This is a genomic window from Paenibacillus sp. CFBP 13594 (genome assembly GCF_014842675.1).
Lineage (GTDB): Bacteria > Bacillota > Bacilli > Paenibacillales > Paenibacillaceae > Paenibacillus > Paenibacillus amylolyticus_B.
The window spans coordinates 113,417-130,063 of sequence record NZ_JACYVQ010000007.1; the positions used below are offsets into that span (position 1 = coordinate 113,417).

The following is a 16,647-nucleotide window of genomic DNA, read 5'->3' on the forward strand; positions in this document are numbered from 1 at the left end:
TTCGGGTACTCCCTAATAGATAGGCAGATCAGATCATTCCCTTAAAAACATGTTCATAGTTCATTCATGAAGTGTTGAAGAACCTCATCTTAATCTCATGTGAACCTCATGCAAGAGTAGAGTGGGACATGTTAGAATCAATTTAACAGTTAGATCAAGTCTAAATGTATATTTAAACCGATGCCGAATATGATTTTAATAGTAGATATATAACAGCCGTGAGACCCATTAGAGGAGGACGATATGATGACAGAACGTATGACTACGAATCAGGGAGCACCTGTAGGTGATAACCAGAATTCTCGCACAGCAGGCAGAAGAGGGCCGACACTACTTGAAGACTACCATCTCATTGAGAAAATAGCCCACTTTGACCGTGAACGTATTCCCGAAAGAGTCGTACATGCGAGAGGAGCAGGTGCTCATGGCGTATTCACGCTAGAGCAAAGTATGAAGGCTTATACAACAGCGGACTTCCTGCAAAATCAGGGTACGGAGACGGATGTGCTGGTTCGTTTTTCAACCGTTATTCATGGTACGGGATCACCAGAGACTGCACGAGATCCACGTGGATTTTCCGTCAAATTCTACACACGGGAAGGCAACTATGATCTCGTCGGCAACCATCTGCCTGTGTTCTTCATTCGTGATGCGTTGAAGTTCCCCGACATGGTTCACTCCCTGAAGCCAGCTCCAGATACAAACATTCAGGAACCTGCTCGTTATTGGGACTTTATGACCCTCTCACCTGAATCAACACATATGATGACCTGGTTGTTCTCAGATCTGGGCACACCGGCAAGTTATCGGGAGATGGATGGTTTCGGCGTACATGCTTTCAAATGGATTAATGCACAGGGGCAGGTCCACTATGTAAAATATAAGTGGGAGTCTGCACAAGGGGTTCGCGGCTTTTCACGTCAGGAAGCTGCCGAGGTACAGGGGCAAGACTTTAATCATGCTACCCGGGATCTGCATGAACATATCAAGAACGGGCAATACCCGCAGTGGAAGCTTCAGGTACAGCTCCTGAAGCCTGAGCAAATGGATGATTTTTCTTTTGATCCACTCGACCCAACCAAAACTTGGCCTGAAGATATATTGCCATTCCATACGGTGGGCACCATGACCCTGAATCGGAATCCACAAAACTTCTTTGCTGAAGTGGAGCAGGCGGCCTTTTCTCCTAGTGCGCTTGTACCAGGAATTGAGCCTTCCGAAGACAAATTGCTGCAAGGACGTCTATTCTCCTATCCCGATACACAGCGTCACCGGCTTGGAACGAACTATTTACAAATTCCGGTGAATTGCCCGTACGCACCCGTTCGTAATCATCAGCGTGATGGACTCATGAATGTGAATCAGGACCCATCTCCGGTGAACTATGAACCCAACAGTTCAGGAAACAGCCCGCAAGAAGATCCGGCATACCGGGACAGTCAGGTTCCGTTGCAAGGGCATGTTACAAGAGAGAAAATCGAGAAGACGGATGATTACACGCAGGCAGGGGAGCTTTTCCGTTCATTTACTCCTGTAGAGCAGCAGCATTTGCTTGATAATCTGATCAATGACCTTAAGGGCGTATCTGTTGATATTCAAATGCGTGCTCTATGCCACTTCTTCCGGGCGGATGGGCAACTTGGCGGACGTTTGGCTCATGGACTCGGCGTGGATATTTCTGCACATATGCCGTCACAGGATGGAAAATAAAGCACATTTTGACCATGTTCTACAACATCATACGGACTAATATTCGTTGAAGACCGGGCAGAACCGCAAACGTGCGGAACTCCCGGTCTTTGGCCATTTTTACTGAAATGGAAAACAAATTTACAAATCATTTACATAAAATAGCTGACATAGAGGTTGACTTCTCATTTGATGGCACTACAATGGGTAGTGTGAGGGGTGTCAGAACATGAGAATACACAATTTCAAAGTGGGTGAGCGTGGGCTCAACCGATTTTTCGGTCCGCTGGAAGCCAAGATTATGGACATTTTATGGGCTCGTCCTGGCAGTAGCATCCGTGAAGTGCAGACTGCACTTGAACAAGACAAAGACGTCAATTTTAATACAGTCATGACCGTGATGAACCGGCTCGTAGACAAGGGACTTCTCGGAAAGTCACAAAAGGGCAGAACATCTTTGTACCAACCGGTACAGAGCAAGGAGGAGTTTATGAACGACCAATCCAAGGAACTGTCACATGAGTTGGTGGATGAATTCGGAGCTTTGGCATTGAATCATATGCTGGATGCGCTGGACGAAGCAGATGCGGGTCTGATTGAACGCTTGGAACAGAAGATCAAACAATGGAAAAAGGATAGCGATTAAGATGTGGAAGACCCGCTCGAAACTTTTGTTTACCGTCGGGTTTGGCATTCCGTTACTCGTGTTCATGCAGATGTTCATGTACGCGATGTACAAAATTTTTGGCTGGGATATCCCGTTTAATCTGCTCTGGCTCTGCAATCATTGGATGAGTCGCTTGGGCTGGTTATCCGTGGGACATTTCTTGCTGGCACTGGTCTTGCTGACATTTGCGGGAACAGGCTGGTTGCTTACGGTTCGCATGATGAAAACACGGGCAGCAATCCGCAAGCTCCGCTCTATGGAGATTCGGGCGCTATCCCGCGAACTGGAGTCCACATATCATGATCTGGGACAGCCAAGTTTCATTGTGGTGGACAAGCCTTCACCCGTGGCATTTACCATTGGTCTATGGAGACCCTATATTGTACTTTCCACTGGGCTGCTGGACATGCTTGATGCGGAAGAGGAGGTAGCGGTTGTCTATCATGAAGTACATCATCTGTGGCACCGTGATCCTCTGAAGACGACGTTGCTGTCGGTATTTGCAATCATGATGCCGTACATTCCCGTTTTGAAGCACACTTCAAAGCAATATCATATCGTTAGAGAAATTCTGGCAGACAATGAGGCCATTGAACGTACAGGCAATGTGGCAGGCATTGGCAGTGCTTTGCTCAAGCTGCTTCGTGCTTGTCCTGAACCTAGGGGGGCAAAGGAACTGATCGTTCAGTCCTCATTTGCGGATACGTCGGTGAATGTCCGCATTTCACGTCTGCTGGACCCCGAACAGGACGTGACGCTGAGATTGCCACGTTATGCTGTTTTGATGTCGGCTACTGTTTTTCTATTGCTGTCTATCTTGTTTGTTTGGTCCATCGGATAGATTAATTGGGCTAAAGTGAAGTCGAATATAATGAGAAAGGAAGATGAACATGAATAATAAAAGTGTAGAGATTGGATTACTTTTCTCCAGGATTATGATCGGTTTGATCTTTGTATTGCACGGCTGGAGTAAATTCGAAGGTGGAATCAGCGGTACAGTAGGTTTTTTCGAAAGTATTGGTATTCCCGGATTTCTTGCATCCGTTGTAGCCATCATCGAGTTGGTAGGTGGTGCGGCGATGATTCTGGGTCTGGGAACACGTGTGTTTGCTGCCCTGTTTGCCATCGTGATGGTTGGCGTTCTGTTTACAGCCAAAGTGGGTGAGCCGTTCCTGAGCGGTACCGAGTTAGATTACCTGCTGCTGGCGGGTTCCCTGACACTGCTCTTCACCGGAAGCCGTTTCCTGGCCGTGGATTATCTGTTCTCCAGACAAGGGAACGCTCGCCAGAATGTGAGTGCTTGAATTGACTAACGATTGCTAAAAAATAATGAAGTGCAGGATTAGTCCTGTGACGAGGTTCTTTATTGGCCAGGCCGGTTCGGGAATTGATTTGCGAACCGGGCTGATCGGTAGAGAGCTTTTTTCGTTTGGACGACATGCCTGAGTTTTGTTACAATGAGAATAAGTATGCTACTAAGAAAAAATAAGGAGGGTGCATCTTATGATTAACATCATTCCATCCGATTCCCGCTCCAGCTTCGATCGAGGTTGGCTTCGTGGCAGTCACAGCTTTTCCTTTGGAGAATACCAGGACCCGGAGAATACGGCGTTTGGACCCATGCGGGTAGCTAACGATGATGTGATTGCTCCTGGTCGCGGTTTTGGGGCTCACCCACATAGTGACATGGAGATTGTATCCATCGTACTGAACGGCAAGTTGCGACATGAAGATAACCTGGGGAATGTAGCCGTTACAGGCTTTGGTGGTATTCAGCGGATGTCAGCAGGCAGTGGCATGATTCATACCGAACATAATGCATCCGATACCGAAGAAGTACGTTTGCTTCAGCTCTGGTTCATGCCACAGACAAAAGGGTTGGAGCCCTCGTATGAGACCACATCATTTGATCCAGCGGCATTGGTAGGAGCACTGGTGCCGATTGTATCCCCAGTTGGGGGACCAAGAGTTGCGACCATTCATCAGGATATGACGATCTATCTTGGACGATTAGCCAAAGACAAAACGTTAACCTTTAATCAGGATTCGGGCCGCCGGATGTACATTTTCTCCATCGAAGGCAAGCTGGGGTTGGATGGAGAGTACCTGTTGAACGAAGGCGACACGGCTCGTGTGGAACAGCGGGATTCAATCGAACTGCAAGGAAACGAAGATACGTTCTATATGATTATTGATTTGCCGTAGATGGCTGATGAAATGAACTCCAAGATGAAGGAGGGTATACACGTATGGCGCAACAGGAATGGTTTATGGTTAAACATGCAGTGACCGGGCGAGGATTAGCTAATAGCAAAACAGATGCGCTGTCCTATCGGTTCCAACAGGAAGGTACAGGCTTCATATTTACCGTTACGGGTCTGGACGAGCAGATTGTGGAACAGATAATGGAGCTTAGACAAGAACTGAACGTATTTCGTTTCGTCCAACGTAAGGACCAGCCCCTTTTGAAACACTGGTACTACGTAGAAGGTGAGCGGGTTGTGTACGACAGGGAGAGTCACACGCTAAGCATCTATGCGAAGTCGGAGATTCGTTATGTGCCTGAAGATTATTTTGCGGATTAACTTATAAGTACCTATAGAACTTGGAACATCCCAGAGGTCTCTGTTAAATACAGAGGCCTTTTTGCTGTCTGAACTCAGAGAATTTAATCGTAATTTTGCAAAAAAGACCACATAATTCCCAGCTGTCTGGCACAAGCTACCTTGTATAAAAACAAGAACGGAGGGGCGGCATATGGCGGACAAAACATCTGGGAAACACAAGTCCCGACAACCGGGACGAGCTTCAGAAGAAAAAAAACATATTCCTTTAGGACTGCCGTCCCCGCCTTTTCTTCGGCAGCCGATTAGTGCAGTACATGAAATTCAGATTCAGGCGGTAAAGGAGATCTTCTCCGAATGCTCGGATGTGGTTTTTCGCAACGTCATGATTACGCCTGAAGTGAAAGGACTTCTCGTCTACATCGAAGGTATTGTTAATTCGGCTGATATCCAGGAACACATGCTGCGGCCGATTATTCAAGGGCTGGTGCAGCAGCGTACAGATGAACCTGATGTTCCACTGGATGATACAACCGTTGAGCTGACACAGGTGAAGCGAGTGGATACTTGGGCTGCTGCGACAGAAGGGGTGCTGGCATCCTCCGCACTTCTGGTGGTCGATGGAAGTAACAAAGCCTGGATGTTCAATGTCAAAGGTGGCGTCAGACGTGGTGTGGAGGAACCGCAGACGGAATCCGTGATTCGGGGACCGCGGGAGGGATTTACTGAAACGCTCCGTGTGAATACGGCCTTATTGCGATTCAAGCTGAAAACACCTGCTCTCAAGATGGTGAGTATGACTCTTGGAACAGACACCAAGACAGATATTGTGCTGACCTACTTGGAAGGTATTGCCGATCCAAAAACGATTCAAGATGTTAAGAAACGTCTGGAAAAAATAAAGATCGATGGCATTCTGGAGACGGGTTATATTGAGGAACTGATTGAAGACCACCCGTATTCTCCATTCCCACAGATGCACTATTCCGAGCGCCCGGATACAGTAGCAGGTAACTTGTTGGAAGGACGATTTTCCATTTTGGTAGACGGTACTCCCTTTGCGTTAATTGCGCCAGTCACGATGTGGCAGATGCTTCAGGCCAGTGAGGATTACTATGAACGATTCTTCATCAGTAATCTGTTGCGTTGGATACGGTTTCTGTTCGTAGCTATTGCACTTTTCCTTCCAGCGCTGTATATCGCCATTACCACATTTCATCAGGATATGTTACCTACGACACTGATACTCAGTATTGCCGGGGCTCGTGAAGCCATCCCTTTCCCGGCTTTGGTGGAAGCCCTCATCATGGAGCTATCGTTCGAAGCCCTCCGTGAAGCGGGGGTCAGGTTACCGAAAACAGTTGGTCAAGCAGTCAGTATTCTCGGTGCGCTCGTGATCGGGCAGGCCGCAGTTCAGGCGGGGATTGTGTCTGCACCGATGGTTATTATCGTATCCATGACAGGCATAGCTTCCTTTACGATACCGCGGTTTAACTTTGCGATTACCGTACGCCTATTGCGATTTCCGATCATGTTATTGGCGGGTATGCTTGGACTATATGGCATCGTCATCGGCTTGGTCCTGATCTCGGTGCATCTGACACAGATGACTTCGTTTGGTGTACCTTATCTGTCAGGTCTTAGCCCGTACAGTAAGACAGATACCAAGGATATTCTTATTCGTGTGCCATGGTGGAAAATGATCAATCGTCCTTCTACGGTTCAGGATAACCAGAAACGGATGAAAGACAAGATCAATGGTTCGCCTGAAGCTGAGGAAGGATGGTGAACCCATGTTTCTTATTCGTAAATTCCGCAATGTGTTGATGTTACTGCTATGTACCATTTTCATAGCAGGCTGTTGGGATCGTAAGGAAATTAATGATATTGCCTTTGTGATTGGTATAGCTGTTGATAAGGAGCAGGACAATTACAGATCCAGTCTCCAGATTGCTCTGCCTGGCCAATCCGGTTCTACCGGGAGTTCTGGAGGTGGCGGGGGGACAAGCGGGGATAAATCGTGGTTCATGTTGTCCAATACCGCGAAGACACTCAGAGGGACTACACTTGAAGGCCAAAAATCACTCTCACGAAAGATTTATTATGCACACCGCCGTACCATGCTTATTGGAGAGGATCTCGCCCGGGACGGCGTGGCTCCGATGCTTGATTTGTTTACGCGCTACCCGCTCAACCGATTCTCTGCATTACCAGTTGTGACGAAAGGCGCGGCATATAAAGTCATGGATACGGATGCCCCTATAGAGAAGTTCCCATCCGAGATGGTGCGCGAGTTGTGCTTCCTAAACATGCGGAATCCACGATCACTTAAAACATTTATTGATGCCATTCTTAGTGATGGTGTGGATCCATTCCTGCCGGTTGCTTCGAAAGTGAGCAATGTTCCAGAAGGTTGGAAGGACCCCAAATCAAACATTAAGTTGGATGGATTGGCCATTTTCAAAAAAGACAAGCTGGTTGGCATGATTGATAAGGCTCCAGCAGATGCATTGATTCTGGCTATGGGAGAGGCCAATGCGCCAGAAATTATGGTCAAAGCCCCTGGCGGAGAAGGAAATATATTCATCAAGCTGAACGAGAACAACGCCTCACTACATCCATATATCAAAGATGACAAGGTGGTCGTGAACATTGAGCTATATGCAAAGGGTGTTCTTGTAGATAACGAATCCAATTATGGTGATCGGCGTGAGAACGAGATTGTGAAGTTAAATGAAGCGATTCACGAGAAAATCAAATCGGACATCGACGAAGGTGTCCGTCTGGTGCAGGAGAAATACCACGCCGACATTCTTGGAGTTGGGCGGTCCATTCATCAACATTTGCCAGCGGAGTGGGACAAAATGAAGGATCGATGGAATGACATATATCCTGAAGTCAAGGTAACGGTTACCCCCCATGTCATTATCGAAAATGTAGGGGTGAGCAATAAACCTATCGGCGTAGTGGAGGAGGACATTGTGCATGATTAAGCCGCTGTTATATACCTACTTGGCCATGGCGATCGTGGTGATCATCATGGATTTCAGACATTTGAAACAAGCGGCTGTCATTAATCGATGGCTATCTTATGGCCTGATTTTATTGGGGACGGGCATTTGGTTCTATGTAACCCATCTGAGTAAAACCTTATATGTGTCGGTATGGATAAGCCACGTTATCCAGCGCTTACTGCCAATGCCATAAGCTATGGACAGCAAACGTTCGGTTTGCGAATTCGCGAGAGGGAAAGGAGGTAATTCATGAATCAGAGAGTGACACACCGTCAAATGATCCTGCTCGTACTGCTGCTCAGTATTTCAGGTACGTTAATTCAGCCACACGCGCAAGCTATCTACTATGCGGAACAACACGCTTATCTCTCGTACATACCTGTAGTCGTGGTGATGCTCGCATCCATGTGGATGTTAAGTCGGGTTCAGCGGAGATTTCCGGATCAGGATCTATTTCAAGCCCTTGCTGGGCGATTTCCCTTTTTGGGAAGGCTCGCAGGATTGATGTACATTCTATTTTTTTTCTTTGTGTTTGCGAGGGATATCCGGTTAACGGGTGATTATATCAGCATAACGTTGTTAGAGACCACACCGATCTCCATCATTGCGTTATCACTGATCGTTATGGGAGTTTTTATCGTCAGAGGTGGGCTCGGCTCCTTGATCGGTATGTCGGAGTTGTATGTGACATTGTTTCTCTTAAACTCCGTGATTGTGCCTTTCATGCTCATTCAACAGATCAATATGGATAACCTGATGCCGTATTTTCACGTTGATGTTGCGGGAGTGGGCAAGGGGAGTTGGTACATATTTTCGTTTTACGGAGAGATGATTGCATTGCCTTTTGTTATCAAGGGCAGTGATTTTCGATTTAAGTCGGTTGTGTCAGGCATTATATTGTCAGCCTTGTTGATGATGCTAATCCTTGTTGAGACCATTACCTCCATTGGAGTTCCTATCGCTTCAAGGTTAGTGTATCCCTCTTATGAACTGGCAAGACAATTGCAAATCAGTGACTTCTTGGATCGGTTTGACCTTGCGCTGGCAGCGGCAACCTTGCCTACCATGATCACGAAGATTGCATTTGACCTGTACTTTGTCTGCTGGGGATTGAAGCGAATGATTTCGAACGTATCGGGAAAGGTATTGACAGGCCCGATTGCACTCGTCGGATTTGTCTGTGCATTCTGGTTCTTCCGAAATGCCATTCAGCTCAATCGCTTCACTCGGGAATGGACATGGATCGCCATTGTTTTTGAAGTGTTGTTCCCTATTGTGCTGTTTCTTTTCCTTCGTCCTCGCAAAAAGGATAAAAAAGAATCTACCCAACAGAGATCGGGAGACCAGTCCAAGAAAGAGAAACATGAGCCGGAACAAAAATCGGCTGATTCGGAGAAGGATGGAGAGAAAAGGCGGAAAGATTCTCATGGCGGAGAACTCCAGCCTTCCTGATGCATTCCATCAAAAATCCTTATAGATGAACGGGCAAAAAGAGGGAAAGCACAGTTTCCCTTCGCAGAAGTACCCTGTATACTGTAGTCAGACTGATGAACATTCGGCTGAACTAACGGGGGGAACATGAATGGCTCAACATTTGGCAGGTGTGCGTGTAGCATTGACAGGACCACGAAAGTCGAAAGAAATGTCCGTACTGGTTGAAAAAATGGGTGGAATCCCGCTTGTGCGACCGGCACAGGGGACCGTATTCCTGGATGATCGGAGTATCAGGGATGGGCTGGTATCCTGGATCTCAGACCCGCCAGACTGGGCGGTATTAACTACGGGTATGGGATTGGATGCATTATTTGAAATGGCTGAGGATATGGAAGTGGCAGGCCAATTGTTGGATGTATTATCGGAATCCTCCATTGCGGCAAGGGGATACAAGACGGTGAATGCGCTCAAAAAGCGCAAGTTAACACCGCTGGTACGAGATGATGACGGTAGTACGGACGGGCTCATTCGAGAATTCACCCCACATGATCTCGCAGGGAAAAAAGTTATGTTGCAGCTTCATGGGGAGACAGCTCCCAAACTCGTTGCATGGTTGGAAGAACAAGGTGCAATCGTCAGACAAGTGCTTCCTTACCGCCATGTACCGCCAGAAGAGGCAGAACTGGAACAGTTATTGAATGAAATTCTAAATTTCGAAGTAGATGCTGTTGCGTTCACAAGTGGGCCGCAGGTCAGATTTCTGACGCAATATGCGGCCTCCCAGGACAAGCTTGAGCCGTTGCTTGCAGCCTTCAGACAAGGTGTAATTCCGGCGTCTGTAGGTAAAGTTACCGCAAACTCCATGCGTGAAGAAGGCATTGAGGCACTGGTCATTCCGGAGGAAGAGAAGATGGGAGCACTCATCGTTGAGCTTGGACGTTACTTTGCAGCAGGGCGTGCGGTCAAGATTAGAGATTAGTGGCCTGCTTTTAGATCAGTTCGACAAAAAGCTTTTGGCGTCGCTTCATGAATAAAAAGTGTGCATTAAGCTTAACCGCATCGCTATATGATGCGGTTTTGTTTAGATTATAGAATGTATACGTTACAACTAAAACACGAATGTACATCCTTGATAGTGCTTCGATCAGAAGTTTCTGTTATCTCGAAGAAAAGGTGAATATGACGATGACCATTGCAGATCGTAACGCCAGACCCCGACTGATCATTGCAGGCACCGGAAGTGGTGCAGGGAAAACGACAGTAACTTTGGGGCTAATGAGAGCACTAGCTCAGCGTGGCTTGAGTGTACAAGGGTTCAAATGCGGCCCGGACTATATTGATCCGACATACCATACCGCCGTCACGGGCAGACCGTCACGTAATCTGGATGCATGGATGACATCGCCTGAGTATGTGAGAGATACGTTCAGGAAGGCATCGGCGGGACACGATATTTCCATTATTGAGGGCGTTATGGGCCTCTACGATGGCAAAGATCCACTCAGCAATACAGGCTCAACTGCAGAGATTGCTCTGGTCACGCAAACCCCTGTGATCCTGGTCGTGGATGTACGCAGCATGGCTCGCAGTGCAGCTGCAATTGTACTAGGTTTTCAACAGTTGGAGCCTGAATTACATATTGCCGGAGTGATTGTCAACCGTTGTGGAAGTGCGGGTCATTATACCATAGTGAAAAAAGCCATTGAGCAGATGTGTGGCATTCCGGTGGTTGGTTGGCTGAAGTGGGACGAAGACATGTCTATCCCGGAGAGACATCTGGGACTGGTGCCTGCCATTGAGCGCGGCGAACTGGAACCATTATTCCAACGTGCTGCCGATGTGCTGATGGAAGGCACCAATCTGGATCTTCTGCTGGATCTGGCAGCAAGTGCCCAGCCGCTAAATGTAGAAGAAATGAGCCCTTCAACCACTGCCCACACGGATTCAGATCAGGCTGAATCAGGCTCAAATTACGATTCACATTCCGATTCAGTGACCAACGTTAATAATCGACATGTACCATATGTGGTACGGCCTGTTATTGCCGTTGCGCGCGATGCAGCATTTAATTTCTATTACCCCGATAATCTGGAATTGCTGGAAGCAGCCGGGGCCCGATTACAATACTTCAGTCCGCTCGCTGGTGAAGATATTCCAACGGATGTGGATGGCATCTATTTGGGTGGTGGATTTCCTGAGGAATTTGCAGCAGAGATTGCCCGTAACCAAGGGTTCTTGGAAGGACTTCGACAGGCAGCACAATCCAACATGCCTTTATTTGCCGAGTGTGGTGGTTACATGGTGCTTGGAGAAACGTTGACCGACCGCGAGGGTGCCACCTTCCACATGGCGGGGATTATCCCCGCACAGGTGCAGATGCAGAAGAAGCGGGCTGCGCTTGGATACCGTGAAGCCAGTAGCGTTCAGGATTCCTTTTTGCTGAAAAAGGGTGAAGTACTTCGGGGTCATGAATTTCATTATTCCACAATGACCTATCGTGATGAAGAAACGATCCCTTATGCGTATGAGACTAAGGGATTACGTGGCTTGAAGCAAGAGGGATATTCCGCAGGCAACATTGTGGCGGGGTATACGCACGTTCATCTGGGCTCTTATCCGGCAGCCGCTCGAAGATGGGTGGAGCACTGTCTAGCCTATCGGCAGGAGCGAGATATGTAGGGATAATAGCAGCTTTTTATAGCTCAAATAGATAGCTGAATTCAATAAGCAGAATGGCTCTAATCTTTCTTTTACCTAATGAGTCTTTGGTCGTGAAGTTGGCGATCCGATTCTGAATTAAAGGTTTTCAGATGAATATGTGGAATGAATAAAAGATAGAATCATTATGCGAGGGAGGGACATCATGATGAGAACCGTATGTGTAACGGGAGCTGCCCGGGGATTGGGATTGGCTTTGACGGCACAGATGCTGAAGAGAGGGTATCTTGTGTATGCGGCCGGTCTGGACGTGGAAGATTCCGAGGGAATTCGTAAGCTTGCAGAAGGATATCCTGACCATCTGCGCGCCATCGAACTGGATATCGCGGACGACCTGTCGGTAGCTCTGTTCACGGAGACATTGAAGCTGGATACGAATCATCTGGATATGCTGATCAATAATGCGGCTATACTAGGAAGTATTACGGATCATATCCGCGGGCCGTTGAATATGGCGGAGATGGCTGAAGTATTTAATGTGAACACCTTAGGTACACTGCGTGTGACTCATTCCCTGTTACCCCTCCTTCTTCAAGGACAGGTCAAGCTGATTGTTGATATCTCTTCCGAGGCTGGAAGTATAGAGCAATGCAGTCGGGATGGGTGGTATGCCTATTGTATGTCCAAAGCTGCTTTGAACATGCAGGCCCGTCTTGTGCACAATGGTCTGAAGAATGAAGGCGGTCAAGTGATGCTTGTGCATCCCGGTTGGGTACAAAGTTATATGAGGGGCGAATTGGATGTTGCTGCGGATCTCACGCCCGAGCAATCTGCACAGCATATCGCAGTACTTATCGACCGCCATGAACAGTTTAAAGGAGATCAGCCCGCATATGTGGACTACAAGGGAGAGAAGCTCCCCTGGTAGTTGATTGATACAGTGAGGTGAACAAGAAAGGAGATTGATGGAATGGATCATCGTAAAAAAGCATTACTACTTGGTGATTATACACATCCGGATTGGCACCCGCTTCAGGGGGTGGATGCGGAGATTAGCCGAATTTTCCATGATACTATGACTGTGCAGTGCAGTGAGAACCGGAATATGCTGCTGCAAGAAAATATAACCGGATTTGATGTATGTATCTCATACATGGACGATTGGAAGGGTAAAGTCTCTCCACAGCAGACAGCAGGTTTGTTGTCCTATGTAAGTAATGGAGGTGGACTGGTCATTATACATAACGGCATTTCGCTCCAAAATCGTTATGAGCTCAAACAGATGATCGGTGCCAAGTTCCTGCATCATCCGGCGTATGCACCGCTTGAATTCACTGTAACGGCGGAAAGCCATCCCGTGACGGAGGGCATTACGAATTTCACAATGGAAGAAGAGCCGTATCAGTTCGAGTTTGGTTCTTTTGCCGAAACGAAGATATTGCTGGAATATCAATCCGAAGATGGACCAAAGCCTGCGGTTTGGGCTCATCGATATGGTATTGGACGTATTGTTTATCTGATGCCAGGTCACCATGTACCGTCTTTTGCACACGAAACGTACCGCAAGTTACTTCTGCAAGCAGGCAAATGGGCTGCACGTTACGTCTGATCGAACTGACATTTTTGCATGCGGGGTGTAAGGGGTATAATATAGAGATCAACGAAGAGGAGGATGACAAAAATGAGCGATTTGTTCAAAAAGGCGATCTCGTTAGGGCTTGGTCTTACTGTCGTAAGCAAAGAAAAAATTGAGAAAACCGTGGATGATTTGGTCAAGCGCGGGGAACTTGCGCCCGGTGAATCCAAAGCCTTGGTTGAACGCCTGCTGGAACGGGGCGATGAAGAGCAAGGCCAGTTCAAGAGAATGATTCAAGAACAGGTCAAGCGTGTGCTTCAGGAAGCTGGTGTGGCATCCGAAAGTGATGTAACCAGTCTGGAACAGCGCGTTGCCGTTCTGGAGAAAAAACTTGCCGAACTGGGCCACTCACCACAGCTTCAACCTGATGAATCCCCAGCTCCACTTGAAGTTCCTCCTCCTCTCAAAGGAAACGAGATCGAGTAGATGGCAGTGCGAATCAAACATGTCGGCAGATACCGTGAAATTGCCATGGCGCTCGTGCGTCATGGCTTCGGTTATATGGTCGAGGAGCTGGGTTTGTTCCAGTTACTGGCTCTGCCCAGACGGTGGATGTCGCGTGAAGCACACACCACCAAAACGCTGAGTGAACGCATCAGGCTTGTGCTGCAGGAGCTGGGGCCAGCTTTCGTCAAGCTGGGGCAACTCGCAAGCACAAGGGCAGATCTGTTGCCTGAGTCTGTCATTCGTGAGTTGGTGAAGTTGCAGGATCAGGTCCCGCCGTTCTCGTCCGAGACGGCACGGGGTATTTTGGAACAGGAATTGGATACACCGCTGGAGGAGATCTTTTCCCGGTTCGAGGATACCCCTGTAGCTGCGGCCAGCATTGGACAGGTGCATCTGGGCAAACTTCAAAGCGGTGAATTGGTAGCCATCAAGATTCAGCGGCCGGGCATATCGCGTATTGTGCAGCGTGACCTGGATATCTTGCGTGAGCTGACAGCCATGGCCGAGAAGCGCTGGGACTGGGTGAAGCAATATCAGATTCCGCAAATGGTCGAAGAATATGCTCAGGCACTGATGGCCGAGCTGGATTATACGGTCGAAGGCCGCAATACGGAAAAGATTGCACAGCAATACCAACAGGACAACAAGGTGAAAATCCCGACAATTTACTGGGATCAGACTTCGTCCCGTGTGCTCACTATGGAGTATATCGAAGGTATCAAACTCAATGATCGTAAAGAACTGGTCAGACGCGGTCATGATCTGAATAACATTGCCGAGCGGCTGGTGGATTCATTATTAAATCAGATTTTTATTCAGGGATTCTTTCACGCTGACCCACATCCGGGCAATCTGATGGTATTAAAGGATGGACGTCTTGCCTTTATAGACTTCGGTATGGTGGGCAGTCTGAGTGATGAGATGAAACAGCAGCTCGCTTCGCTTATTATTGGGTTAATGCGCAAAGATACAGACAGTATGATCCGGGCGATTGAGAAGCTCGGCATGATGCCAGATGACATGGACCTGCGTGGTCTTCATGTGGATTTGGACAAGTTGCGTAGCAAATATTACGATATTCCCTTTTCCAAGATCAGTGTGGGTCAGGCGTTGAATGACTTGTTCGGCGTAGCTCAGAGGCACCGGGTTGTCATGCCTGCGGATATTCTGCTGCTCGGTAAATCGTTGCTTACGATGGAAGGTGTGATTGAACATCTCGATCCTTCATTGAGCATTGTAGATATGGCTGAACCCTTTGGGCGGAAGCTGATCAAGGAACGTTTCAGCGCCGGAAGAATCAAGAATCGGTTGTTCCGCAGTGCGGCTGATATGGCTGAGAGTGTCATCGGTTTGCCAGGGCAGTTAAGGCAATTATCATCCATTATTAGCAAAGGCAAGCTGAGGCTGGAGATCAGTGTCCCTGAACTGGATGCACTCATGCGCAGAATGGATCAGATCAGCAATCGGTTGTCCTTCAGTATTGTGTTACTTGCCTTTTGTATTATCATGGTGGGCCTGATTATCGGTTCGTCGATCAGTCATCAGTCCACGATGCTGTGGGATATTCCGGTCATTGAGATTGGTTTCCTGGTGGCGATTCTGATGGTGGCATTCCTGCTCTATTCGATATTCAAATCAGGAAGATTCTAGCATAAAAGCAAGACCCGCAAAAAGATCCTGGTAAAGGATCTTTGCGGGTCTTGCTTTATTTTTACCCGTTTATTGGAGAATGCCATATTCAGGACAGTATTTAACAATACGTGAGCGATGAAAGCTAATATAATTCCGGCTGAATCCATGCATGCTTCCAAAATGGGTACGGATTAGGCACCTCTCGTGGACTTATATCAATTTAAGAATCTTGCATTTATGAACGGCATAACTTCTGGAGCTGACCCTCAACTTTCGATAAACACGCCCCAGATGATATTCGACATTTCGAGTAGACATAAAAAGAGATTCCGCAATTTGTTTATTGGTTTCTCCTTTGGCCACCTGTTGTAGCAATTTAATTTCGAACTCGGTCAGCATAGTTTCAGGCGCGTTAAAGGAAGCTGTCGGAGTGAGAATCGATTTAAAGAAATCCAGAGAAAAGACAACCGCATCTTCCATGCACATGGAAATGCTTGTGAGCACCTGCTGTGCTGAAAAAGACTTGTCGATAAATCCGCGGATGCCTGCTTGGACGGACATTTGAAACAGCTGAATCATATCCTCTTGGGAATAGAAAAGCATGATTCTTGCATCAGGAATGATCTCCATCGTTTTAGTTGCCAGTTCAATCCCGTTGAGGTCCGGCATAGACAAGTCATACAGGTAAAGGTCTATTGCATTGGCCTGCTCTTTTATGAAGTCCAGCGTTTCAAGGGCTGAATGAAGTACGGTTACCTTCATATGGTTTTTTTCCAAAATGAGCTTCATTCCACAGGTGAATGCTTTATGATCGTCTACCAGAATTACGTTCAGCATGATATGCACCTCGTATGTATTATTTTCTTTTCGGACCGTAAAATAACCGTAAAAAGCAGGTTTGTGGAA

17 protein-coding genes are annotated in these 16,647 nt (G+C 47.5%); 16 read left to right on the plus strand and 1 reads right to left on the minus strand.

Features of this window, described 5'->3' with window-relative positions; translation table 11 throughout:
- Nucleotides 1-246: 246 nt before the first annotated feature.
- From IFU39_RS22160 to IFU39_RS22235, 16 genes are all read left to right on the plus strand, one after another.
- Nucleotides 247-1,710 (plus strand): catalase, encoded by a 1,464-nt coding sequence (locus tag IFU39_RS22160; RefSeq protein ID WP_091012748.1) that lies wholly within the window; start codon nucleotides 247-249, stop codon nucleotides 1,708-1,710.
- A gap of 208 nt (nucleotides 1,711-1,918) precedes the next feature.
- Nucleotides 1,919-2,335, plus strand: coding sequence for a BlaI/MecI/CopY family transcriptional regulator (locus IFU39_RS22165; protein WP_017691824.1), 417 nt, complete (start codon nucleotides 1,919-1,921; stop codon nucleotides 2,333-2,335).
- Nucleotide 2,336: 1 nt separating this feature from the next.
- A complete protein-coding gene (locus tag IFU39_RS22170; RefSeq protein WP_192134883.1) occupies nucleotides 2,337-3,197 on the plus strand; it encodes a M56 family metallopeptidase in 861 nt (286 codons plus the stop codon).
- A 49-nt stretch (nucleotides 3,198-3,246) separates the two neighbouring features.
- A complete protein-coding gene (locus IFU39_RS22175; protein ID WP_076209884.1) occupies nucleotides 3,247-3,660 on the plus strand; it encodes a DoxX family protein in 414 nt (137 codons plus the stop codon).
- Nucleotides 3,661-3,859: 199 nt separating this feature from the next.
- Nucleotides 3,860-4,561 (plus strand): pirin family protein, encoded by a 702-nt coding sequence (locus IFU39_RS22180; protein ID WP_091012752.1) that lies wholly within the window; start codon nucleotides 3,860-3,862, stop codon nucleotides 4,559-4,561.
- 44 nt (nucleotides 4,562-4,605) lie between these two features.
- Complete coding sequence (locus IFU39_RS22185) at nucleotides 4,606-4,941, plus strand: hypothetical protein (protein WP_091012754.1); 336 nt, start codon at nucleotides 4,606-4,608, stop codon at nucleotides 4,939-4,941.
- Nucleotides 4,942-5,113: 172 nt separating this feature from the next.
- Nucleotides 5,114-6,709 carry a spore germination protein gene (locus tag IFU39_RS22190; protein ID WP_091012755.1) on the plus strand — a complete coding sequence of 532 codons (1,596 nt, stop codon included), beginning with the start codon at nucleotides 5,114-5,116 and terminating at the stop codon, nucleotides 6,707-6,709.
- Nucleotides 6,710-6,713: 4 nt separating this feature from the next.
- Nucleotides 6,714-7,913, plus strand: coding sequence for a Ger(x)C family spore germination protein (locus tag IFU39_RS22195; RefSeq protein WP_179198397.1), 1,200 nt, complete (start codon nucleotides 6,714-6,716; stop codon nucleotides 7,911-7,913).
- On the plus strand, nucleotides 7,906-8,127 hold the full coding sequence (locus IFU39_RS22200) for a hypothetical protein (protein ID WP_091012758.1): 222 nt from the start codon (nucleotides 7,906-7,908) through the stop codon (nucleotides 8,125-8,127). The genes IFU39_RS22195 and IFU39_RS22200 overlap by 8 nt, the downstream gene beginning before the upstream one ends.
- Before the next feature lie 56 nt (nucleotides 8,128-8,183).
- The gene (locus tag IFU39_RS22205; RefSeq protein ID WP_105600229.1) at nucleotides 8,184-9,386 is read left to right on the plus strand and encodes a GerAB/ArcD/ProY family transporter; all 1,203 of its coding nucleotides are present in this window, start codon (nucleotides 8,184-8,186) and stop codon (nucleotides 9,384-9,386) included.
- Between the two features lie 130 nt (nucleotides 9,387-9,516).
- Entirely contained in the window at nucleotides 9,517-10,347 is an 831-nt protein-coding gene (locus IFU39_RS22210) for a uroporphyrinogen-III synthase (RefSeq protein ID WP_091012762.1), read from the plus strand.
- Between the two features lie 200 nt (nucleotides 10,348-10,547).
- Nucleotides 10,548-12,047, plus strand: a complete 1,500-nt coding sequence (locus tag IFU39_RS22215) for a cobyrinate a,c-diamide synthase (RefSeq protein ID WP_192134885.1) — start codon at nucleotides 10,548-10,550, stop codon at nucleotides 12,045-12,047.
- Between the two features lie 184 nt (nucleotides 12,048-12,231).
- Nucleotides 12,232-12,954, plus strand: coding sequence for an SDR family oxidoreductase (locus tag IFU39_RS22220; RefSeq protein ID WP_223199797.1), 723 nt, complete (start codon nucleotides 12,232-12,234; stop codon nucleotides 12,952-12,954).
- A 42-nt stretch (nucleotides 12,955-12,996) separates the two neighbouring features.
- A complete protein-coding gene (locus tag IFU39_RS22225) occupies nucleotides 12,997-13,635 on the plus strand; it encodes a ThuA domain-containing protein (protein WP_192134887.1) in 639 nt (212 codons plus the stop codon).
- 72 nt (nucleotides 13,636-13,707) lie between these two features.
- Entirely contained in the window at nucleotides 13,708-14,088 is a 381-nt protein-coding gene (locus IFU39_RS22230; RefSeq protein WP_091012767.1) for a phasin family protein, read from the plus strand.
- Nucleotides 14,089-15,759 carry an ABC1 kinase family protein gene (locus IFU39_RS22235; protein ID WP_192134889.1) on the plus strand — a complete coding sequence of 557 codons (1,671 nt, stop codon included), beginning with the start codon at nucleotides 14,089-14,091 and terminating at the stop codon, nucleotides 15,757-15,759.
- A 192-nt stretch (nucleotides 15,760-15,951) separates the two neighbouring features.
- Here IFU39_RS22235 and IFU39_RS22240 read toward each other — a convergent pair whose 3' ends face one another.
- Nucleotides 15,952-16,578 carry a response regulator transcription factor gene (locus IFU39_RS22240; protein ID WP_192134891.1) on the minus strand — a complete coding sequence of 209 codons (627 nt, stop codon included), beginning with the start codon at nucleotides 16,576-16,578 and terminating at the stop codon, nucleotides 15,952-15,954.
- Nucleotides 16,579-16,647 lie beyond the last annotated feature (69 nt).